Source organism: Paenibacillus tundrae (genome assembly GCF_036884255.1).
Taxonomy (GTDB): Bacteria; Bacillota; Bacilli; order Paenibacillales; family Paenibacillaceae; genus Paenibacillus.
Window position 1 is genome coordinate 4122580 of record NZ_CP145605.1, and the last position, 23181, is coordinate 4145760.

Sequence of the window (23181 nt, forward strand, 5' to 3'; positions counted from 1 at the left end):
AATCCGTTCTATGCTAATGTCGCCATTAGAATGGATTCTTATTGAATAGAATTCATACGCTGTTTGATTTGGTCGAGCAATAGATGCAATTGCCCATTCTGAGGATCCAGAGACAATGCATCACGTACAGCATTCGTTGCAAGTTCGAACTCGTTCAGATCGCTGTATGCAAGAGCTAGCATCACATGTGCCTCCACAGATAAGGGATCAAGCTTAACGGCTTGCTTCAGCAGCCTAGCGGCTTGCACATAACGTTCATGTGTTCCACTTCCTGCCTGTTCTAACATGCCCTTTGCTTGAATGCTCAGTTGCTTCGCTTCAAGCGTCTGCAAATGCAATCTGTACTCCTCCGTGTCTTGAGACAACTCCACAGCCTTGCGAGCATATTGCAATGCAGGACTAAGGTGCTGACTGCGCGCATGCGTGATGGAACAGCGATAGTAGAGCTCCGCATGTTCCGGGTGAGCGTGAATGGCTGATTCGAACCACCGAATCGCCTGCTCAAAATCATTTTGCAAAATACAGCGATATGCTTGCTGCATGTAATCTTCCGGCTTCATCATCCAAGCTGTCCCTCCCCAATCGGGTGATGGTACAGCATATGTAATCTACGCCTAATCGGTGTTTTTTGGAGTCCACCGATTAGCATCGCGTGTATTAAATTTATGCATGACTTTATCGTGTGCCTGAGCCAGGTCAATGCCGAGCGAATTGGCAAAACAAATCGTGATAAATAAAATATCTCCAAGTTCCAGTTCAATCGAGTTATCTGCTTCAGAAGCCTTCTTCGGCTTCTCACCAAACTCATGATTCACTTCCCGTGCAAGCTCCCCTACTTCTTCTGACATGCGAGCCAGCATGGCGAGTGGGCTGAAGTATCCCTCTTTGAACTGTGAGATATAGAGATCAACCTCACGCTGCATTTCTGCGATGCTTTTCTCCATGAGAACGGATTCTCCTTTTGAAATAATGTCGTATTTGTTCATAATAATATCAGTTATTTAGATACACTTCCACAATATAAACCACAAATCATTTTTAAAGAATCTACAAAAAGGTATACTAAGATGGGAATGATTGCTGTAAGTGCGTGTTCAAAAAGGAAAGCTGACTTTTTGAACAACCTCTCTAACATTCTAAATTTACATACGGTGAGGGATCTTATGAGTACAATTAAATCGTTGGTGCAATTTAAATTAATTCTGCCTATTTTGCTCGGTACAGCCTTGTACGCGTTCGGACTGCTCTATTTCATCATCCCTAACCAGTTGATGGAAGGCGGAGTCACCGGCGTCACCGTTTTAGTTAACTATGCATTTGGCATCTCGCCTTCACTCACAACCTTAATTCTGAATGTGCCACTTTTCCTGATTGGACTCAAAGTTTTGGGTGGCAAACAGATGATCTATACCGGCGTGGGGATCGGCGCGCTCACTATTTTCCTATGGTTGTTTGAAAAAATGATTCATTTGGGTTGGATTGAACCCCTCCATACGGAAAATGACCTCTTGCTTGCTGCCTTATATGCTGGTGTTACACTTGGCGCAGGCCTCGGGATCGTCTTTCGCTGGGGCGGAACGACAGGTGGTTCTGATATTATCGCTCGCATTCTGAATCGAAAATATGGCTGGAGTATGGGACGTATACTGCTGGGGATCGATTTTATCATTATCGGGATCTCTCTGATTTACATTCCTAAAGAAAAGATTCTATATACGCTCGTGGCTGTATTTATCGCTTCAAAGGTCATTGACTTTATCCAGGAAGGGGCATACTCTGCTCGTGCGTTTATGATCATCAGTGACCATGCTCCCGAAATTGCTGATCTGATTACCCGGGAAATGGATCGCGGAGTCACACTCATTCCTGCTATTGGAGCCTACTCCAAACAAGCTAAGCACATGGCATACTGCGTTATTTCTCGCCAGGAGTTTAGACGTTTGCAAACGATCGTGCGTTCCGTTGATCCACGTGCATTTGTCATTATCAGTGACGTACATGACGTGCACGGTGAGGGGTTCAAGGAAAACTAATCATAATAAAAGACCTCTATCTCCAAGAAATTAGCTGCACGACAGCATTTCTTGTGGATAGAGGTCTCTCTTCACATTTCCATGTATTCTTGCCTATCTCCGAAAAGGAAATATCCCCTGTTGCTGAGCCCGATATTTCCGAAATCCTGCGTAACTTAGAGTCGCAACAATCACTGACGTAATAAACATTCCCGCTGCTCTCCGATCCGGTCCTTGTACAAATGGAACGAAGGCACTTTCGTCTTTTTCACGTCCAAACAACTGATTCACCAACTCTTCACCATGCATCATCATAGCCTGTAGTTGTGAGAGATCAGGTTGTTTTCCCATCGTCAGCCCTTTGGTATGAGACAGCCAGGCATCCAGTTGCGCAATCTCGTAGGGTTCACGCCGAATCAGAGCTGCTGGACGAACGGTCTCATAATGCTCTTCCAGCGCAGCATACCGACTTAACAATGTCGCAGCATTTTGTCGCTGATTCGCCGCTAAAGACAAAGCTTGAAGATCGTCTTTTATAATCTTATAGTACTGCAGCCATAATGGTTTTGCGGGATTAGCCAGGCTATCGGCTGCCAGTCTTAATTTCGCCGAAGCTTGCTGTAGAGCTGCAGTATCACTTTTAATTCGTACAGCAGCCTCTTTTACTTCAACCACTGTCTCAGATAAAGCATGGATGCCCTCCACCGTCGTTTGACCTTCGAACGATATATGTTCCAGCCCATTACTGATCCTAAGAATACTGCCTCTGACCTTCTCCACATCCTGCTCCAGTGCGTAACGGTATAATAGAGCTGCTTCTTCATTCATCTGCTGAATCGAAAGATTGGCTGAAACAGATTCTTCAACTTGACCATTCTCACCATTACTTTGCGCAGAACCACTATATGACAAGTTCGCCCAGAACAGTAGAGCCATGAACGATATTATCCATAACCTTAATGTACTCTTGAACCTTCTCTTCATGGACATCCCCCCCACCATCAATCTATGGCAGGTTTTCCTTCCTTAGAACAGGCTCATACGTGAAATTAACTCCGTTTGGCTTGCCTCAATGCAAGCCATGACACCAGAATACTTAGCAGCGTTAAGACCACTGTGAAATTGCGTACCAGATCTACATGATCCCAGAGTGTGTAAGGTAGCCATGGGTAGATATCATACGTGTAATCCATCGCATCATTAAGTAAAGTCCACAACACCGCAATTAGAAGTGCCACCCAGCGGAAACCGAAAAATCGAACATATAACAAAGCTTCAATAGCCATAGCACCATGTGATGCAATCAACATCCAATCCTGCCAAGCTGCCGCATTTCCCTGCGACCATCCAGCGAAAATGATAGAGATCGCCCACACACCATACTTAACTGAGGTCACTACCGCTAAAGCTTGAATCACATGTCCAATACGATTAACCCATTGCGATTTCGGTTTATACAAAATCCATAATAAGGACAGCGTAAAGAATAAGCTTGCCGTTGGGCTGTCAGGCACAAATACAATTTGCCAAAGTGGCTGCTTCTCTAGCGTGTCTACCAACTGATCACCATACCATATGTATCCATATACTGTTCCTAATGCATTACACCAAAATAGAAGCCACAGGAAATAACGGTTAGTCAGAAATTCCTTACTCCAAAAAAACGATAAAGACACGTTCGCTTCCCCTTCCTACATCCTTGTTTTCAAGTATAGCTAAAGTCTCCAAAAAACCTGACCGTATAAACGATCAGGTTTCATTGGTTAATTCGATTTTACTGTTCCGCCTTCTGTTTCGCAAGCCATTCTGTCAGATGGGTAATCTCCTCATCGGTAACCCCTTTAGCAATAGCATTGTTGTACTGAGGCTGCATTTGGTTATATCCTTCTTTGATAATCGTCAGAATCTCTTCCTGGCTATGTTTGTCACCTACACCTCGAAGGGATGGGCCTGAAGGTCCACCCTTCATATCAGCTGCATGACATCCAATACAGCCCGCCTTCTTGAACGTTTCCATCGCTGGATCATCCTTTTCGACGATGGCAACTTCCTGCTGCTGTCCTGGTGCATTCGAAGTAGGCAGTCCCTGTTCAGCCCTCTCATGCGCTTCTTCTTCCCGTTGAATATGCTCAGGCTTCTGACCTGACGCCTCAAGCTCATGCTTGTAGTGCGTCCAAGCAACATTCGTGAGATAGAATACAGAAAGGACAGACAGAATCATCAGCGATGAAGCAATCGGGCGCTTATAGAAGCGACGCTCCTTACCAGTGTCCAGAAACGGCGCCAGCAACAACGCACCAAAAGCAACTCCACTTACCCCCAGTACGCCGAGCAACACATAGTCACCAGAGGCATACGGATATTTCAAGTACTGATACAGAAATAGGAAGTACCAGTCAGGCATCGGAATAACCGATGCGCTAGGATTGGCCGGATAACCTAAAGGTGCAGGTTCGGATATGGTTAGTACGAGAATACCGACCAATACCACGACACCAACCATCCATTCCTTCAGCAAAAAGTTAGGGATGAACGCCTCAGACTTGCCCGGATAAGCCGTGTAATCTGGTGGCGTGATGAAACCAGCACCCTTGCGGACACGTGAATCACCAACATAGATAATCTTTTCCTCATCCTCTGACTTCGGTCCGTGAGCCATTACGATTCCTCCCTTCTCAAATTATAGTGGTCCTGAAATACCCTGTCTGCGGATCATAATAAAGTGTCCGACCAGTAGCACTAGAAGCACTGCGGGGAGGAAGAAAACGTGTAGGGCGAAGAAACGTGTTAACGTTTGTGCACCTACAATAGTACCGCCTTGTAAAAATTCTTTAATAATCGGGCCGAGCCACGGAACTGTGTTGGCGATTTCCAAAGTAACTTTGGTAGCAAAGTACGCTTTGTTATCCCATGGCAGTAAGTATCCTGTCAAACCAAGACCTAGCATGACGAAAAAGATTAACATTCCTACTACCCAGTTCATTTCACGCGGTGCCTTGTAAGAGCCTGTAAAGAACACACGCATCGTATGTAAGAACATCATTACGATGACAAGACTCGCTCCCCAGTGGTGCATTCCGCGTACAATTTGACCGAAGGCTACTTTGGTTTGCAAATACTCGACACTCGCATAAGCATTAATAATGTCTGGCACGTAGTACATCGTCAGAAACATTCCTGACAAAATTTGAATTACAGTGATAAAGAACGTCAACCCACCAAAACAGTACACGAATGCGGAAAAATGATGTGCCGGGTTCACGTGCTCTGGAACCTCATGATCCGCAACGTCCCTCCAGATGGGCGTGATATCGAGACGTTCGTCAATCCAGTCATAGATATTTTTAAACATCTGCGTCCACGCCTCCTAATTCACTCTGGTGTTCGGAACGATCTCGCCGAGGTATACCCAGCCTTGTTCCTCTTTGACCACGTACTCATCCAGCGGTTTCGGGGCCACGGCAAGATTTTTCCCCTCCTTGTCATAATGCGCACCATGACAAGGGCAATGATACTCATCAGGATAATTTTTGTCGCTGTTCCAACCTACGGTACAACCTAGATGTTTGCAAATAGGCGAAAGCGCATAAATCTTACCCTGCTCGTCTTTACGAATCCAAGCCACCAACGAAGCATTGCTTAGATACCAACCGTCCTGTTGTTGTAGTTCAAATGTAAATTCTTGAGGTTCAGTTGTAATTTTGCTGATTTCTGCTACTTTGACAGAGGTACCTTCTCCCTTATGCTGCAAAATCGGATCCACCGCAAAACGGATCATGGGCAGAACTGCACCGGCGGCCATGTAGGCTGTAGCTCCACCAAGCGTGTACGTCAAAAACTGCCTGCGTGACATTTCCATCCTGCTTGGCGGTCTCTTTGAGTTTTCGTGCTGGTCATGCTCACTGCTCATACTGTCTCCAACCCCCTTTTTCAGCCAACTCTCTCAACCGTTTTCATTATCAGAAATTCCACGTCTTACTAGAACATACATAATCATATAGTAGCCCTAGAACACCGTCAAGAATTTGTCACACTTTTTTAAGGTTCAATTGTAAGCGTTATTACAAAAGTGTCGATTTTTTGTCACATTTACCAATTCGAATTCATCTTTTCCATAAGTCACGGATTTTCTCCCCAACATACCGAGGAATTTCGTTTTTTTCCACGTTCTGAACGATATCTGAGCGAAGTAAAATTAAATCAGCATCAGGCATTTGATCTTTCTCTAATAGTCCATCTGATGACATTATAACCACATATTTGAAACCAGATGCTTTAAGCTGTTTACACACTGTGTTTAATGCCATTGACATTTCCGGAATTTCAAAATGGAACGCCGGATAGGTCATAATTCGCCCTTTGAATGGGATCTCTACCAAGTCTAGAAAATCTCGAAGCCGCTCCAACGCTTCAGTAGCTTCAACTGGCGATTGATTACCTTTAAGGGCTGTATAAGGAATTAGACAGGTGTCCAGATAGAGTTGCAGCTCAGCCCAACTGTCTTGAGTCATCTCACTGAATTTCACTTCCCTATTTCCCCTCTCCATCCATTTTATTCCCATATTATATATGAGCAATTCGCATAAATCTATTGATTTAAATTTGACCTTTCTTGCTAATACTGCATAATTTGTGCCAAACAGAGTTGCTGACCCCAAAAAATCAATAAAAAAACAAGGAATGCGACATACACACTCCTTGTTGGTTCCATTCTATATGAATGTTTATTTAAACATTAAATATCAGCTTATGGCCTTCAGTTCATCCGTTAGACTCCGGAAAGCTACTTCGTCTCCAGTAGCCAGCGCTTTGTCGATTTCCATATACAGCTTTTCGCTACGCTGTTTACGAAGCGCCTCGTCCCACACCATCTCAGCAGCCAGCCCCAACATGACTTCATACGTAACTTTCATTTTATCCAATAGGATGCACCTCCAAAACGGATTTAAGAGCTCCTATATTCCTTTCCTTTGGCAACATAACCTAGTGAAGTCCTGGACATCCGCTCACGATCAGCATCCGTCAATTCACGTATCACTTTGGCTGGTGTTCCCAAAGCAAGAGTATAGGGCGGAATTTTAGTATTCTCAGTAACTACTGAACCGGCGCCGATTAAGGAGTGTTCCCCTATCTCGGCTCCATTAAGAAGTATAGCTCCCATACCAATCAGTGAGCCAGTTCCAATCTGACAGCCATGAATTATAGCAGAATGTCCGACTGAAACATCATCTCCCAGAATCAAGGGTTGATCTGTATTCACGTGACCAACCGTATTATCTTGTATATTACAACGCTGTCCAATGATGATCGGCGCTAAATCTGCCCTTAGCACAGCGTTAAACCAAACAGTAGACTCCTCGCCCATTCTCAAATCGCCAATAAGTTTCGCACCTTCAGCTACGTATACTGAAGGATGAAGCTGCGGCAGTACGCCTTGATATGGAATTATCATTCGTATCACTCCTTAATTTGGGAGTGATTTTAGCAACTTGTCCTTCATTTGTCAAACAAAACGGGTGAGATGTCTCCAGAAAGCGAACGACAGGATGCAGCAAGACGTGAACCCCATGCCGTCATTTGTACAGTTCGTCCATTCGCAGCTTCCCCCATCCGAAGCATCCCGAGATGCAGCATCATTTTGAGGATTCGGTTCTCGTAGATCGTCTCGGGCGTATCGTAGTAGAAGGGCTGAATGAACGGGCCTATTTGGCGAAACAGCGACTCTGTACTAGACCATTCATCGGCGCACTCACCTGTCCAATATACGATGGAGGATAGGTTTGGAATAGCACCTTTATACAGTCTTAACCAAAATCGAAATAGCTGTATCATTTCCGATGTTTTCTCTGTTGAATTCTCAGCAGCTTGTTTTTCCTCCCCAGCGGACGTTAGTTGCAGTATTCCTTGTTCTTCACGGATGAGCCGATAGTGAAATGCATAGTCATACATGAAGGCGAATCGATCTGGATAATCCTTGAAGGAACGACCATAGCCAAATCTCCAGCCTGCTTTGCCAACTAGCTCTTCGCTAACATGCAGATGCTCCATCACCTGCTGCTGTGAACGACGATACATCATGCCTTCAGCATTAAGTGCGATCTCATGTTGTTGCACATATCGCAGAAACAACCGAAGATCATCGACAAGCAAGTGATATTCGTCTCTATACATTGTCGGTTCGCTTGTGTTCGCAATGCCGGCTCTCAGATGGTTCGATAACACATCTCGGAATCTTAACTTCAGATCAAGAGGGACTTGGTACAAATATTTAGTATGCTGCGTCGTTCCATTGAACAACCATCCACTCTTATGGAAACGAGTGATCAAATCACGTGGACTAGCACCTGTCTCGTTTTCCTTTTTATCCATAGATTGACGTGCTATGGCAACCAGTTCCTCAATACCGAGATATTGGCGGGGATCAAATAACAGATTGTTCAAAAAACGCAGTTGAACGGGATTCAGTTCATGAACCTGTTGTTCAAAAAAAGATCTGCTTCCCAGTGTGGTGAGAATACTCTGGATGAGTTCATGTTTGGAATTGGGTTTACACTCACACTGGTAATAATCTGCTATTCGATTCAGTTGGCCAATATCTGCAAAAGTAAGCATATCCGCTAGATTCATGGGTCATCGCCTCGCTAGCTAACTACTTATGACTATTGATTCAGAGCCTAGAGTAGTTTGGTTTTGTAAACATCGTTGACGGAATTCCCATGATCTAAACCTCTTTTTTCAAATCTTTTATTAAATCTTTTATCTGTTAGTAACCATCCTATGCCTAGATGTGCCTAATCAGAAGAAAAACAAGAGACAAGTAGTCCTATTACTCCTACTTAAACATATCCTTATGACTGCGCAATTCGCAGAAAACAAAAAAAAAACAACCCGAGTTCATTACTCAGATTGTTTGGCCGAATTCATTATAAGATGTTCTGTACAGTTGTATAGGAGAGGACTCCAGTCACTCTGGGTTTTCTCCAGAATCGTAAGTGAAAGATTACCTATTCGTTCTGTATACCGGTCTTTGAAGATCGCGGATAACAGATTTGCCAGAAATGCTCCATGAGATACAATCAGGACATTCTTGTCCGGATATGCTGACCATAGATCCTCCAGAAACGCCAGTGCACGCGCTTGGATATCCAAGATATGCTCCTGTCCTAGATCCAGCGTCTCCCAGGTTGCACCCCAGCGAGCGATTCGTTCTTCTGAGGTTAAACCTTCGATCTGACCGAACGCTCTCTCTTTAAGCCTTACATCCGGCTCTAGCATGGGTACATTCAGCAGCTTGGAAATAATCTCACCCGTCTCCTGAGCACGAGATAAACCACTCGTAATGATATGATCCCATTGATACACCTCGGTGAGAAGACGTTTACCCAAACGCTCTGCTTGTTCACGACCTTCTGCATTCAAAGGAATATCTGTCTGCCCTTGAATACGTCCTGCAGCATTCCAATCTGTTAAACCATGACGTATAAGCCCGATCCGCATCTTATCCCTCATTTCTCAATACACAGTAATGATCATTGAAACTAAGCACGTACACCTTGCTTACGCTTGCTCGTTGTACGGTGCATACGTCCAAGCGAGAATAACGCCATACCAATGGCCAGTAATGATAGAGCCATCCAGTATCCTGGATAGGTAGGACCCATACTCACGACAAACGGCTCAATGATGCTACCCCGATCCGTCCCTGGCATATTATATTGATACATGCCAGATGAAGATGGTTCGCTGCCAGCAACGGCCGTCTCCAAAATACCTGTAGAGATGACGCGTGGTTGCTCTGCTTCCGATACAGCCGGCTTAAACATCGCCATGTACAGGAAACTGCACAAAAAAATAGCCAGAAACGCAGCAATCCACAAAGACATATGCTTGCGCACTGCAGCAGAGAATCGATTTACTTTTGCCTCTTCAGGCAAGAGCCATGGTGACTCCGCATAAATGCGATCCATTACATTTCGATTTACTCGCTCTGCTTGTTGCTCTGTTACGGGTGTCGGTATGCTATGCAGCAGAAGTTGAGCTTCATGCCAAACTTCAAACTGCTGTGAGCACTCCTCACAACCAGCGAGATGAGCATGAAATGCAATCTGCTGAGGATGAGTTGCCGGCAAGTCCCAAACCATTGCAAACAGTTCCTGGGCTTCATTGCAATTCATCGGTTCTTCATCCCTTCATATGGCTCGTACACCGGTTCGAAGAAATAAGGCTCCAATTGAGTTTTTACGCTTGATCTTGCTCTGAACAATAACGATTTTACAGAACTTACGCTCTGCCCAAGAATATTAGCAATCTCTTGGTAGTCTAACTGATCATACTCACGGAGTATAATGGCAGAACGCTGCTTCTCCGGCAAATTGTTAATGGCATCCCTAACCAGCATCACCCGCTCACTGCGCAATACAGCATGCTCTGGAGCATTCTCCGAAGGAGCAATCGGCACGACGCCACTCTCTTCGAGTGGAACATTACCGCTGCGCTGTTTGCGAAGCTCACTCAATACCGTATTTCTCGCAATGGTATACAACCACGTAGAAAAAGAGGCATCCACCTCACGAAATGAGTGTAAACTGCGGAACGCCTTATAGAAAGTCTCAGAACAGAGATCTTCCGCAAGCAGCTCCATATTGGAACTTTTCAACATATGATATACGAAAGCCAGTATTTTACGCTGATAACGACGCATCAGCTCGGAATATAACTCCAGGTTACCTTCCTTGATCTCTCGAATCAACTGGGAATCCGTCATTTGAGTGCGACCCCTCCTCGCCCATCCATGTGCTTCTCCCCGTTCGACTCTATCCATGTATTACCGAACAGGCACAAAAAAGTTGCGGTTCTCACCGCATATAAACAGCGTTCAGTGCCGAAACAGGCCTTCCCGCCAAATTCCCCTATGTAATGGCAATTTCCCCAACGTTTCTACATTAACAGTATTTATTGTACAACGGTCAGCCGTTGCTGGCAAATCTATTCCGTTCAACAGGAACCCGACCAGACATTCATATGCTTTCTTTTTCTCGTCTATGACCCCGTTGACTCAAAATAATCCTCCAATGCCAATGAACCACCATTACAGAACTCTAACAGGAAACGAATCCCTATTTTACTCAGGCTTGTTTCGTCTCGTAATACCTTCTATATCTTCAAACGTAAAAAGAATGAAAATGGTTGCGTTTATACAAACTTTTTCCTGAATTGACGGAAGCTATGATTATTTAAAATAATTACGCTTTATATGTTGACAAAATGAAAACGTATACATATAATAAAAGTACAGTATGGTTTCTCTCCACTCCTATCCAATAACTGTATTGCTCCACGTGAGCAATGGCCGCTTTTGTAAGCGGTCTTTTTTTTGCGTTCTTTTCCATATTTCAAGTAACAACTTAAGAACAAGCGAATTTCACACGCAAATAAAGAGGGCTGTCGCCCTCTTCTTCAATTTCTATATGCATGATTAAACCCAAACTTGGTATCCAAGGGAAGCAAGTAATGTTCTCGCTCGCTCCATATCCTCTTCTTGCCGGAAAGATAGCCGCATGATGCCAGGGACGTCCACACGATTCTCGATAATTTCCAAGTTGCTCAAGTTAATGTCATTTGCACCAAGTTCGGTCGCAATCTTACCAATCATACCAGGCGCATCCTGAACATCCGTGTACAGATCATATAAAGACGAGATCATACCTTTCCGGCGCTCGGGAAGCACACTTCTGAACTCCCTGGCTTGACGAAAAGCCTCTTCAATCCCTTCCCCGTCCTGCTGTTCCAACATATCGGTGAACGCAGACATCTGGCTGTTCCAATCCTTCATTAAGCCTAGAAGTACCTCTCGGTTGCTAAGCAAAATGTCTCTCCATACAATTGCATCGCTTGATGCGATCCGGGTAATATCCCGGAAGCCACCTGCTGCCAGCATTTTATAGAGTGGATTAGATTCGTTGTACTCCCGCACCTGATTGACAAGTGCTACTGCGATAACATGTGGCAAATGACTGATTGCTCCCACAATATCATCATGTAGCAGCGGTTCAACTCGAACAATCTGTGCTCTCGTATATGCTAAGAGCTCAGACAATCGGCTATAAGCTTCCTCCGGTACGTGCACAGAAGGAGTCAATACATAATAAGCATTCTCAAACAATACTGCAGATGCTGCGTCAACGCCTGCACGTTCTGACCCAGCCATCGGATGTCCTCCAATGAAGTAGGCATCGGTCATTCGAACATGTTCAGCACACGCAGCGATAGAAGCCTTGGTGCTGCCAACATCCGTAATGATGCATCCTTTCTTCAAGGGAAGCTTCGCTAATTGTTGAAAATATGATTCCAATAAACCTACAGGTACACACAAAAAAATGAAGTCGGCATCCTGCACCGCTTCCTTCAGTGATAGCGTAGCATCATCTACTACACCACTTGCTATGTACTTGTCCTTTAGTTCAGGCAGATGGGCGTAGCCCATCACCGATACACCTGGCTTGCCTTTGAAGCAAAGCGCCAGGGAACCACCGATGAGCCCTACACCAATCATTGCAATTTTTAGTTTCATGTAGTCCTCACTCTTTCATCGCTAGAATTAAGGGCGTGCTACCGCCTTCTCTGCCAGCGTGTTCTCCAGTGCCGCAATAAATGCACGGTTCTGTTCTGTTGTTCCAACGGACACACGAATGTAAGTTGGGTACACTTTGAAACCTGGACGCACGATAATACCTTGCTTAAGCAAAGATTGAAATGCTGTCGCTGATGGCATATCCAAATCAACCATAATGAAGTTACCTTGCGATGGGAAGTATGGCAAGCCAAGACGTGAAAACTCATTTTGCAGGAATTCACGTTCCTCCGTATTGCGCTGAGCACACTCTTTCACAAAAGCCTGATCCCTTATCGCTGCTGTCGCTGCCACCTGACCGAAACGTGAGGTGTTAAATGGCTCGCGCACACGATTAATTAAGTCGATGATCTGCGGGCTCGCAATACCATATCCGATCCGCAAGGAAGCCAGACCATAGATTTTGGAGAATGTCCGCAAAATAACCAAGTTAGGATAGCGATCTAACATAGCAATACTTTGAGGATAAGCTTGATCCGTTACGAATTCATAATAGGCTTCATCCAGCACCACCATGACATGGGAAGGCACCCGATCCATAAACGCAGTCAATTCCTGTTCGGAAATGATGGTGCCTGTAGGATTATTAGGGTTACATACCCATACCGCTTTTGTTTTATCATTGATCTGTGCCAGCATAGATGCCAAATCATGTGTCCCATCCTTCAATGGAACCTCAATGCTCACCGCACCCTCAATATCGGCATTGCTTTTATACACCGAAAACGTCTGATCTGCCATGATTGTCTCGTCTCCCGGAAGGAAGAACGCCCGCGTAATCAGAGCAATGATCTCATCTGATCCGCAGCCAAAAATCAGATTATTACGATTCACACCAAGGTGCTCAGCAAGAACCTCTGTAAGCTCTGCAGAGCTACCGTCCGGATATATGCTAACATTCACAACTTCCCTAGTTATAGCTTCCACCGCAGCAGGAGAGCTACCGTATGGATTCTCGTTGGAAGCCAGCTTGATGACTTGCTCAAGCCCCAGTTCACGTTTCACTTCTTCAATCGGTTTGCCTGGCTGGTACACCGGCAAATTAACAATCTGGGATTTAGGTTTCAATCCGACCACCGCCTGTTCATCAAATAAGGATCATGATGCCAATACATAACGAGGGATTATGAACTATAGTCCCTATCCTTTTAATTGTGCCACAAAGTTGCGAATTTGCAACAGCCCTGCCTGATGTGTCTCTGGATTCTCCAGGAGCGGGATGGCTTCCTCCACCTGACGAACAATGGCACTACCCACAACAACCCCATCACAAATACGGGAGAAATGCGCTACCTGTTCACGGCTAGAGATACCGAAACCAACAGCTACCGGAATGTCAGTTAAGCTTTTTACCGTTTCAATAAACTGCTCGACTCCTTCAAAGAAGGATGCTCTCTCTCCGGTTACACCAAGGGAAGACACGCAATAGATGAAGCCGCGTGCACCTGAGACGATCCGCTCAATTCTCGCATTGGACGTAGGTGCAACCAGCGGTACCAAATGCACCCCCGCTGCTTCGGCACGACGACGCATCTCTTCAGCTTCTTCGATCGGAAGATCCGGGATAATCATGCCACTGATGTCATGCTTGAGCAGTTCATCAAAAAACACATCAAGCCCAGTCTGCAACACAGGATTATAATACGTAAACAAGACAAAAGGCATTTTCACTCCAGCCTCGCGCGCCTTAGCTGCCGTCTCCATACAAGTACGAATGGTAATCTGGCTTTTCAGTGCCCGCTCGGAAGCACGCTGAATGACAGGGCCGTCGGCAAGAGGATCTGAGTAAGGTACACCTAGCTCTAGAATATCTGCACCTGCTTGTTCAAGCTCTTTAATAATCTCTACCGTTGTATCCACATTGGGATCTCCAACGGTTAGGAAAGGAATAAGTGCTGTTCGATTCTGCTCTTTCAATTGTTGGAAGGTTTGATCCATTAGATTCATGCGAATTGCCCTCCCGTATACTTCATGATGGATTCGACGTCCTTATCTCCACGACCTGATAGACAAATCACGACAATATCATCAGATGTGAGTTCAGGAGCAAGCTTGACTACCTGCGCAACGGCATGAGCAGATTCTAGAGCAGGTATAATTCCCTCGGTTCTTGAGAGCAATTGCAGCGCATCCAATGCTTCCTGATCCGTGATCGGAACATATTTCGCACGTTCGATATCTTTAAGATAGGAATGCTCTGGTCCAACGCCCGGATAATCTAAGCCAGCAGAGATGGAATGAGCCGGCTGAACCTGTCCATATTCATCCTGCAGCAAATAGCTCATAGAGCCTTGGAATACACCATGTGTTCCTTTGCTCATCGTTGCCGCATGAAATTCAGTATCCACACCTTTGCCTGCTGCTTCGACACCCACAAGCTTCACATCTGCATCACCAATAAATGGATAGAACATACCGATGGCATTACTTCCTCCACCTACTGCTGCCACAATAACATCAGGCAGACGACCTTCAAGCTCTTGAATCTGACGACGAGTCTCATCTCCAATCACCCGTTGGAAGTTACGCACCATCATTGGATATGGGTGTGGCCCTACAACTGAACCCAAGACATAGAATGTATCTTCAACGTTGCTAACCCAATATCGCAGAGCTTCGTTCCCTGCATCCTTCAATGTTCTCGTTCCTGACGTTACTGGAATTACTTCTGCACCGAGCAACTTCATCCGGAATACATTCAATTGTTGACGCTCTGTATCTTCTTCACCCATGAATACCTTACACTCTAAACCAAGCAAAGCAGCAACCGTTGCTGTAGCTACTCCATGTTGACCTGCTCCTGTTTCAGCAATAACCTTCTTTTTGCCCATCCGTTTAGCAAGCAATCCTTGTCCGATGGCATTATTAATTTTATGTGCACCCGTATGGTTCAGATCCTCGCGCTTCAGGTACACCTTAGGGCCATCCAAACGACGAGAGAGCTGCTCTGCATAGTACAGTGGTGTCTCCCGACCAGAATACTCACTGAGAAGATAGTTTAATTCTTTATTGAATTCCTCATCTTCTGAAAAGCGGCTGTATGCTTCCTCTAGTTCAATTAATGCGTTCATTAGTGTCTCTGGAACAAAGCGGCCTCCGAAGGAGCCGAAACGCCCATGTTGATCCGGCAATTGATGTGTCATGCCTGCTTCACCCTCTCTACAAATGCTGTAATTTTTGCGATATCTTTTATTCCGTCCGTCTCTACTCCACTTGAGACATCAACACCATTCGGTGCATATGCCTGAATCAATTGTTGAACATTATCAGGCTGCAAACCTCCAGCCACAAACAAGACAATGCCGTGATCTCTCGCCCACTTCGCATAGGTTGGAATCCGCTCCCAAGCGAAGGTATGACCAGAACCACCAACATATTGAGGATCATACGTATCGAGTAATATAGCATCTATTGTGTGCACGTAACTATTAAGTGTCGTTAACGTGGTATCATCCACTTCGGTACCCGACTCATTTTTCGGGAAGGAAAAAGCTTTGAACACTTCAGTCTGCCAACGTTGTTTCACCTGCTCACAGAAGGCCGGCGTTTCCTGTCCATGTAGCTGTATCACGTCTAATTGTACCGCGTCCATGACGTATTCAAGCTCTTCCAATGTAGGATTAACAAATACCCCGGTTAACTTCGGTCGATCCAATGTCGTCCACGCAAGCAATACTTGTTTTAATTCAGCAGCCTGCTCGGGCTCAATGCGGCGACGGGATTTAGCAAAAACAACACCAATATAATCAACAGGCAAGTTTATCATCGATTTTAGCACTTCAACGTCCTGAAGTCCACAAATTTTTACGGCCGCAGCCGGTTGTTTATGCAGATTCATGTCTCTGCTCCCCGTACCGTCGTTCGTATATTCATTCATCATCGAGAACCCATTAATTCGTTCACAGCCGCTTCAACATCATCTTTACGCATCAGATGCTCCCCAACGAGAATTCCGTGAACACCCGCTGTAATTAGTTCCTCCAACCGTTCAGCACCATCAATACCACTTTCGCTGATGAGTGTCACCCCTGATGGAATCAACTTCATGAGATCTAGCGTTGTATTCAGACTGGTCTCGAATGTTTTCAGGTTCCGATTGTTAATCCCGATAAGCGTTGCCTGCGGTATCTCCAATACTTGCTCTAGTTCAGCTTGATCATGCACTTCAATTAAAGCATCCAGACCTATACTTTTGGCAAAATCCAAGTAACGTCGAATCTGATCTTGTGTCAGTATACTTGCAATCAGCAGAATAGCATCTGCTCCTAGCAGTCTTGCCTCGGCAATCTGACGCTCATCTATAATAAAATCTTTACGAAGCAATGGAATGTTCACAGCTTGGTGGATCTCCTTCAAATACGCTGCACTTCCTTGAAAATAAGAAACATCTGTGAGTACAGAGATACAATCTGCTCCAGCTCGTTCATAAGCTAATGCAATGTTCACCGGATGAAAGTCCGGTCGAATTAATCCTTTGGACGGGGAAGCCTTCTTCACTTCGGCAATAAGCCCCAGTCTCCGGTTACGCCGCTCTGCTAACGCCCGTTCAAACCCACGTGTTACTGGCAACTGCTCAATCTCTTTAAGCGCCTCATCCATGTTAAATGTTTGTGAGAGCACTTCGACTTCCTGCTGTTTGGTTGCAACGATTCGATCAAGATACATGACTGTACGCCTCCGTTGTGTATATTAACTGTTCCAGTTTCCCAGCAGCTTTCCCTGTATCTACAGCCTCAGCAGCCATAGTCACACCTTCCGCAATGCTATCCGCAAGACCAGACACATAGATACATGCTCCAGCATTAAGCAAAACAACATCACGATACGCGCTCCGCTCTCCCTGGAAGATCCGTTTAATAATTTCGGCATTTTGGACTGCATCTCCTCCCAGTACCGCTTCAAGTGGATGCAAGTTTAAGCCCATATTGCGTGGATCAATGTCATACGTATGCACTTCTCCATTTCTTAACTCCGATACTTGCGTAGGTGCAGAAATACTGATTTCATCCAGACCATCATGACTAGCAACTACCAATGCTCTCTTTAAGCCCAGACGATTCAAAACCTCAGCAATCATCGGTGTGCGGCTGCGGTCGTACAGACCAAGCAATTGGCGGTCTGCGCCAGCAGGGTTCGTTAATGGTCCGAGCATATTAAAGATTGTACGCACACCCAGCTCTTTGCGCGGTGCAGCTGCATGCTTCATTGATGGATGATACACTTGAGCAAAACAGAAACATATTCCAATCTCATCAAGACATTGTCTCGCTTGCTCTCCATTCAGATGAATATTAACCCCTAACGCCTCAAGCACATCCGCGCTGCCTGCTTTACCTGATGCAGAACGATTGCCATGTTTGGCAACCCGAACAGAAACTGCTGATGCTATAATTGCCGAAGCCGTGGAGATATTAAATTTGTGAATACCTGAGCCACCTGTACCACAAGTATCTAACAGCCCATTACCATCGGTAAGAATTCTGCCACCTTGACCACGCATAGCCTCGGCAAAACCAGTAATTTCATCCACGGTTTCACCTTTCATCCGCAGCGCCATCAGCAAACCTCCGATTTGAGCCGGAGTAGCCTCGCCTTTCATAATGGAGTACATCAGGTCACGTGCTTCTGCTTGCTGGAGATCGTGTCCCTCCAAAATTTTAGCCAGACCTTGTTTCATCCCCTCTTCCGATTGAGGCGTTGAAGTCAGTTGCTGTAAGTTATCATTCATTACAGGATTTATGTTCATATCCGGTCTCTCCTCTCTCAGTTTTCTGCGACGCCTGCTGGACTGACAAAATAATCAGCATTGGCAAGTTTCAATCCATGATGTTTGCTCTTGACTGGGAACATCGCTTCCGCTGTCCGAATCGCCTTGAGTAACGCTTTGGCTTTATTCACCGTCTCTTCATATTCCTTCTCAGGCACAGAATCCCATACAATTCCCGCTCCAGCCTGTACATAAGCTTTTCCCTTTTTGAAAATAATGGTTCGGATCGTGATACAAGAATCCATATTGCCCGAGAAACCAAGATAACCGATCGCTCCCGCGTATGCCCCACGTGCCTCACGCTCAAGCTCCGCAATAATTTCCATTGCCCGCAGTTTCGGTGCACCAGATACAGTTCCCGCAGGCAGACAGGACAGAAATGCATCGAAGAAATCCTTATCTTCTCTAAGCTCACCTGTCACATTCGATACCATGTGCATAACGTGAGAGTACCGCTCGATTTCCATAAACATGTCACACTTTACGGTGCCAAAGTTGGATACCCGTCCCAGATCGTTACGACCCAAGTCAACCAGCATTAAATGCTCTGCACGCTCCTTCTCATCTTGTAGCAGATCTGCTGCAAGTGCACGATCTTCACTTTCCGTTGCGCCTCTTGGACGTGTGCCAGCTATCGGTCGTGTCGCCACTCGATTTCCATCTATTTTAACCAACGCCTCAGGCGAGGTTCCTACGATAATTTCATCATCCATCTTCAGATAGTACATATAAGGTGATGGATTCAACGTTCTCAGCACTCTGTATACGTGAAGCGGAGAAACTTCGGTATCAATGTGAAAACGCTGGGATAGCACCACTTGAAAAATGTCTCCTGCGCGGATGTACTCTTTAGCCTGCTCCACATTGCCAATAAATTGTTCTTTCGTCAGATTGGAACGAATATCCCCTAGCTCAACATCACCTGGAATCGAACGAGGATTCAAGTTTTCACCAGGGCCTTGTTGCTGCAAACGCTCCGCAGCCTGCTCCAGCTTCTCAGAAGTCAGTGCGTAAGCTTGGCGTATTTCATCATCCGTAGCTCCATCTCTTACATGCACATTACCTACAAGCAGCATTTGTTGCTTCACATGGTCAAAAACGATAATCTGATCACAGAACATAAAGCGAATATCATCCATATTGAGATCATCCAGCGCGTGAGCTGGAAGCTTCTCATAATATTGCAGAAGGTCGTATCCGAAAAATCCAATCGCTCCGCCTGTAAATGGAGGAAGCTCATCATCTTTAGGACTACGGTACTTTCGCAAAAGAGCCTTCAGCTCTTCAATCGGCTTACCAGGAAGCTCCCGAGTATGCCCTGCCTCTTCTACTACGATTCGGCCTTTTTTGGCGGAAATCATCAGGAACGGATCTGTACCGACAAAGGAATATCTCGCCCATTGAATTCCACCCTCGACACTTTCCAACAGAAACGCTCGGTCATTGTCGGCATAACGGCGGAAGATTCGGATTGGCGTCTCCATGTCAGCCAAGATCCGTTTAACAACGGGAATCAGATTATATTCATTTGACATTTTCAGTACTTGATTAACGTTTGGCGTTATCATTAGATCACGTCCTTTCAGATTAGGTACATATATACAAAAAAACCTCTACCATCAGGTAGAGGTTTGGTTATAAGCTGTATTCAACAAGTTCGTGTTTTATAAATAACAAGTCCCTATACATCTTTTGCCGGATTCATCAGGTTATCGGTAGATTAAACGTACATCCATTATACACATGTTCCGTTCAGGTACACTGAATCAAATCCATTCATCTATGATAATACTCATAGAATCTGTCTCAATTTGAACAGGTTATACCAAAACAAAACGATGTCACTGGACACGTCTCTTTCCCTAATCCTGTAATCCTATAGCGCGACGTACCGCGAATCAGTTGACCGGCCTATGTTACTCCGGCTACCACCCGCTGGACTCTGCTATTACTCCACTAGCTCAGCTGCTCTCAGCTCAATCTAAACTCTACTCAACTGCTTCTCACTATACATGATTCCATTCGGTTTGACAACCACTGGAATTATGAACCGGAAGGTGCTGCGAGATCTGGACGCAATGCCTGCGCACCATTCAGGTATACATGATTAATTTCATTCTGGGCTTTGGCTGTGTTCACATGCACCATAAAACGAATACATAGTGGCAATGCCCCTTCTACTGGAACCTCCAGTGCGCACATTAGCGGCACAAGCTCCCAGCCTTCCAACTGGCGAATGGCTTTTGCAGGAAAAGCTGCATCCAAATCTCCCGTCATTGTGATCCAGACACTACAGATATCTTCCGGCGTAATATCATTACGATCTACGATCTCTTGTAACAATATTGCCGTCTCCTGCAAAATATGTTCTTCGGTGTTATGCGTGACTGTTGTAGCCCCGCGAATTCCGCGTGTCACCATGTTGTTAATCTCCCTTCTTAAGCAATTCAATCACTTCCATGACAGTTGACACAGGCACGTCTTTTTCAATTCGAGCTGCACCAATACGTTCAGGAATAATGAAGACCATATGTCCTTCACGGAACTTCTTGTCATGCATCATCGCTTCCATTAATGCATCTGTACCTAGATGACTCGGCAAAGTTACAGGAAGACGCAAGGCACGAAGCATACGAACCGTATCATCATACAGCCCTGCTGGGGCTCCCAGCTTCTCTCCAAGCAATGCTGAGCCAGCCATACCAATCGAGATTGCTTCACCATGCAGGAATTCGCCGTATCCAGCAATTGCTTCAATAGCGTGACCAATCGTATGACCCAGGTTTAGCAGCGCTCGTTCTCCATTTTCGCGTTCATCTCTAGATACAATCTCTGCCTTAATTCCGCATCCACGCTCAAGTCCATAGCCAAGTGCCTCTGGATCTAATGCGAGCAACTGCTCTGCATGCTCTTCACACCAACGTGCGAACGCTTCGTCACGAATCAAGCCATGCTTCAGCATCTCGGATAAACCAGCAGATACATCACGAGGTTGCAACGATTGCAGTGTATCTACATCATAGAGCACGAGCTCCGGCTGGTGGAAAGCACCGATCATATTTTTGGCAAGCGGATGATTGACTGCAACCTTACCGCCTACACTGCTGTCATGAGCCAGTATCGTTGTTGGTACTTGAACGAACTTGATTCCACGCATATATGTAGCTGCAACGAATCCAGCCAGATCACCTACCACGCCACCGCCTAAAGCAATTATCGCTGAGCTTCGATCTAGCTTGCCTTCAATTGCAGCTGTCATCATATCTTGGTAAACGGATAGTGACTTCGATGTTTCACCAGCAGGAACAACGGCTGAGACAACTGTAAATCCAGCCGTGCTCAGCGTTTGTTCAAGCGTGGACAAATATTTAGGAGCCACATTTGCATCCGTAATAATTAATAGCGGGCTCTTCTTCGTTAGACCATACTGCTCAAAAAAGTGAGGTGCTTGTGCCAATAAACCAGAACCAATCAGAATCGGGTATGATCTTTCCTCCAATTGAACTGTTAACTGGCGCATTTTAGTAGTTCTCCAATTGAGCTTGGTAGCTTGCAACGTTCGCGCGGATTTCCTCCATGGAGTCTCCACCGAACTTCTCTAGGAACGCTTTTGCAATCTCCCATGCAACCACATGCTCCATAACAACACTTGCTGCTGGAACTGCACATGCGTCGGAACGCTCAACCTGAGCTGAAAAAGCTTCCTTGGTATCGATATCCACGCTCTGAAGCGGCTTATAAAGAGTTGGAATTGGCTTCATTACGCCTCGTACAACGACAGGCATGCCGTTAGTCATACCACCTTCGAATCCACCCAAACGATTCGTTGCACGATGGTAGCCACGCTCATCCGTATGCATAATCTCATCATGCACTTGGGATCCACGAATCGTACCAGCTTCGAACCCGATACCGATTTCTACCCCTTTAAATGCATTAATGGACATTACACCTTGAGCAATTCGGGCATCCAATTTGCGGTCATATTGTACATGACTACCGAGTCCAATAGGTACACCTTCAACGATACATTCAACAATACCGCCGATCGAGTCGCCTTCTTGTTTGATTTGATCAATGTATGCTTCCATCTTCTTCTCCGTCTCTGCGTCCGTTACACGTACTGACGAAGCTTCTGTTACCTCGATCAATTCATCGATTGGCAGATCACGATACGGAGCCTCAATCTCTCCAATACGTAGGACACGTCCAGCAACTTTGATTCCGAATTCTGCTAGAAATTGTCGTGCAATTGCACCACATGCTACACGTACTGTAGTCTCACGTGCACTAGAACGCTCTAGCACGTTACGTAAGTCCTTCAGGTTATATTTGAGTCCACCGTTAAGATCAGCGTGTCCTGGACGTGGACGATGCACACGACGCTTCTCTTCGTCACTGCCTTCGATTGGCTCGATGTTCATAATCTTCTGCCAGTGCTTCCAGTCATTATTTTCAACAACAAGTGCTACAGGTGCTCCTGTCGTATATCCATGGCGAATTCCACCAACGAACGTTGCCTGATCCTTTTCAATTTGCATCCGGCGTCCACGACCATATCCTTTTTGGCGGCGGTGAAGCTGGAAGTTCAATTCTTCAAAGTCAATATTCAGATTGCTCGGCAATCCTTCAATAATAGCTGTCAATTGGGGTCCGTGCGTTTCCCCTGCGGTCAAATAACGTAAACTCATAATACGTTCCCCCTTTAAACTGTTAAACTGCACATTGCTAAAATCCCATAATTTCTTTGCTCATTATAGTATAGCTGACCC

Annotated in this window: 26 protein-coding genes; 1 reads left to right on the forward strand and 25 read right to left on the reverse strand. The window is 45.5% G+C overall.

The genetic code is table 11. The features are described from left to right. Positions 1 to 38 precede the first annotated feature (38 nt). Both V6W81_RS18410 and V6W81_RS18415 read right to left on the reverse strand, forming a co-directional pair. Positions 39 to 563 (reverse strand): tetratricopeptide repeat protein, encoded by a 525-nt coding sequence (locus V6W81_RS18410; protein WP_338540018.1) that lies wholly within the window; start codon positions 561 to 563, stop codon positions 39 to 41. Positions 564 to 614: 51 nt separating this feature from the next. Next, positions 615 to 944 (reverse strand): nucleotide pyrophosphohydrolase, encoded by a 330-nt coding sequence (locus V6W81_RS18415; RefSeq protein ID WP_056696770.1) that lies wholly within the window; start codon positions 942 to 944, stop codon positions 615 to 617. A gap of 219 nt (positions 945 to 1163) precedes the next feature. Here V6W81_RS18415 and V6W81_RS18420 point away from each other — a divergent pair, with 219 nt between their 5' ends. Beyond that, the gene (locus V6W81_RS18420) at positions 1164 to 2033 is read left to right on the forward strand and encodes a YitT family protein (protein WP_338540019.1); all 870 of its coding nucleotides are present in this window, start codon (positions 1164 to 1166) and stop codon (positions 2031 to 2033) included. Between the two features lie 93 nt (positions 2034 to 2126). On the opposite strand, the gene V6W81_RS18425 is transcribed toward V6W81_RS18420, so the two are convergent. The 23 genes from V6W81_RS18425 to aroC form a co-directional block, all read right to left on the reverse strand. Then, positions 2127 to 2996, reverse strand: coding sequence for a sporulation protein YpjB (locus V6W81_RS18425; protein WP_338540020.1), 870 nt, complete (start codon positions 2994 to 2996; stop codon positions 2127 to 2129). A gap of 65 nt (positions 2997 to 3061) precedes the next feature. Next, on the reverse strand, positions 3062 to 3688 hold the full coding sequence (locus V6W81_RS18430) for a DUF1405 domain-containing protein (RefSeq protein ID WP_338540021.1): 627 nt from the start codon (positions 3686 to 3688) through the stop codon (positions 3062 to 3064). Between the two features lie 98 nt (positions 3689 to 3786). Continuing rightward, complete coding sequence (locus V6W81_RS18435; RefSeq protein ID WP_338540022.1) at positions 3787 to 4671, reverse strand: c-type cytochrome; 885 nt, start codon at positions 4669 to 4671, stop codon at positions 3787 to 3789. Positions 4672 to 4692: 21 nt separating this feature from the next. Beyond that, the gene (gene qcrB, locus V6W81_RS18440) at positions 4693 to 5364 is read right to left on the reverse strand and encodes a menaquinol-cytochrome c reductase cytochrome b subunit (RefSeq protein ID WP_056696759.1); all 672 of its coding nucleotides are present in this window, start codon (positions 5362 to 5364) and stop codon (positions 4693 to 4695) included. 15 nt (positions 5365 to 5379) lie between these two features. Further along, a complete protein-coding gene (locus V6W81_RS18445; RefSeq protein ID WP_145047459.1) occupies positions 5380 to 5922 on the reverse strand; it encodes a ubiquinol-cytochrome c reductase iron-sulfur subunit in 543 nt (180 codons plus the stop codon). Between the two features lie 193 nt (positions 5923 to 6115). Next, positions 6116 to 6538, reverse strand: a complete 423-nt coding sequence (locus V6W81_RS18450) for a DUF2487 family protein (RefSeq protein WP_145047460.1) — start codon at positions 6536 to 6538, stop codon at positions 6116 to 6118. Between the two features lie 216 nt (positions 6539 to 6754). Then, the gene (locus V6W81_RS18455) at positions 6755 to 6934 is read right to left on the reverse strand and encodes an IDEAL domain-containing protein (RefSeq protein WP_056696754.1); all 180 of its coding nucleotides are present in this window, start codon (positions 6932 to 6934) and stop codon (positions 6755 to 6757) included. Between the two features lie 23 nt (positions 6935 to 6957). After that, the gene (locus V6W81_RS18460; protein WP_338540023.1) at positions 6958 to 7464 is read right to left on the reverse strand and encodes a gamma carbonic anhydrase family protein; all 507 of its coding nucleotides are present in this window, start codon (positions 7462 to 7464) and stop codon (positions 6958 to 6960) included. 44 nt (positions 7465 to 7508) lie between these two features. Next, entirely contained in the window at positions 7509 to 8639 is a 1131-nt protein-coding gene (locus V6W81_RS18465) for a hypothetical protein (protein WP_145047462.1), read from the reverse strand. 270 nt (positions 8640 to 8909) lie between these two features. Next, complete coding sequence (locus V6W81_RS18470) at positions 8910 to 9509, reverse strand: histidine phosphatase family protein (protein WP_145047463.1); 600 nt, start codon at positions 9507 to 9509, stop codon at positions 8910 to 8912. Between the two features lie 41 nt (positions 9510 to 9550). Further along, on the reverse strand, positions 9551 to 10186 hold the full coding sequence (locus V6W81_RS18475; protein ID WP_338540024.1) for an anti-sigma factor: 636 nt from the start codon (positions 10184 to 10186) through the stop codon (positions 9551 to 9553). Continuing rightward, positions 10183 to 10776 (reverse strand): RNA polymerase sigma factor, encoded by a 594-nt coding sequence (locus V6W81_RS18480; RefSeq protein ID WP_145047465.1) that lies wholly within the window; start codon positions 10774 to 10776, stop codon positions 10183 to 10185. Before V6W81_RS18480 ends, V6W81_RS18475 begins: the two co-directional genes overlap by 4 nt. 711 nt (positions 10777 to 11487) lie before the next feature. Further along, positions 11488 to 12582 (reverse strand): prephenate dehydrogenase, encoded by a 1095-nt coding sequence (locus V6W81_RS18485; RefSeq protein WP_145047466.1) that lies wholly within the window; start codon positions 12580 to 12582, stop codon positions 11488 to 11490. Positions 12583 to 12609: 27 nt separating this feature from the next. Then, positions 12610 to 13710, reverse strand: a complete 1101-nt coding sequence (hisC, locus tag V6W81_RS18490) for a histidinol-phosphate transaminase (protein ID WP_338540025.1) — start codon at positions 13708 to 13710, stop codon at positions 12610 to 12612. Between the two features lie 72 nt (positions 13711 to 13782). Then, on the reverse strand, positions 13783 to 14589 hold the full coding sequence (gene trpA, locus V6W81_RS18495) for a tryptophan synthase subunit alpha (RefSeq protein WP_056696739.1): 807 nt from the start codon (positions 14587 to 14589) through the stop codon (positions 13783 to 13785). Continuing rightward, positions 14586 to 15785, reverse strand: coding sequence for a tryptophan synthase subunit beta (gene trpB, locus V6W81_RS18500; RefSeq protein WP_145047468.1), 1200 nt, complete (start codon positions 15783 to 15785; stop codon positions 14586 to 14588). Before trpB ends, trpA begins: the two co-directional genes overlap by 4 nt. Continuing rightward, positions 15782 to 16480, reverse strand: coding sequence for a phosphoribosylanthranilate isomerase (locus V6W81_RS18505; RefSeq protein ID WP_338540026.1), 699 nt, complete (start codon positions 16478 to 16480; stop codon positions 15782 to 15784). The genes trpB and V6W81_RS18505 overlap by 4 nt, the downstream gene beginning before the upstream one ends. 38 nt (positions 16481 to 16518) lie before the next feature. Then, positions 16519 to 17307: an indole-3-glycerol phosphate synthase TrpC gene (trpC, locus tag V6W81_RS18510; protein ID WP_145047470.1), complete on the reverse strand. Its 789-nt coding sequence runs from the start codon at positions 17305 to 17307 to the stop codon at positions 16519 to 16521. After that, positions 17297 to 18370, reverse strand: coding sequence for an anthranilate phosphoribosyltransferase (trpD, locus tag V6W81_RS18515; RefSeq protein WP_338544027.1), 1074 nt, complete (start codon positions 18368 to 18370; stop codon positions 17297 to 17299). Before trpD ends, trpC begins: the two co-directional genes overlap by 11 nt. A gap of 35 nt (positions 18371 to 18405) precedes the next feature. Beyond that, positions 18406 to 19977 (reverse strand): anthranilate synthase component I, encoded by a 1572-nt coding sequence (gene trpE, locus V6W81_RS18520; protein WP_338540027.1) that lies wholly within the window; start codon positions 19975 to 19977, stop codon positions 18406 to 18408. Between the two features lie 475 nt (positions 19978 to 20452). Next, positions 20453 to 20830 (reverse strand): chorismate mutase, encoded by a 378-nt coding sequence (gene aroH / locus V6W81_RS18525; RefSeq protein WP_251381368.1) that lies wholly within the window; start codon positions 20828 to 20830, stop codon positions 20453 to 20455. 4 nt (positions 20831 to 20834) lie between these two features. Further along, positions 20835 to 21929, reverse strand: a complete 1095-nt coding sequence (gene aroB, locus V6W81_RS18530; RefSeq protein WP_338540028.1) for a 3-dehydroquinate synthase — start codon at positions 21927 to 21929, stop codon at positions 20835 to 20837. Position 21930: 1 nt separating this feature from the next. Continuing rightward, positions 21931 to 23100, reverse strand: coding sequence for a chorismate synthase (gene aroC / locus V6W81_RS18535; protein WP_056696727.1), 1170 nt, complete (start codon positions 23098 to 23100; stop codon positions 21931 to 21933). Positions 23101 to 23181 lie beyond the last annotated feature (81 nt).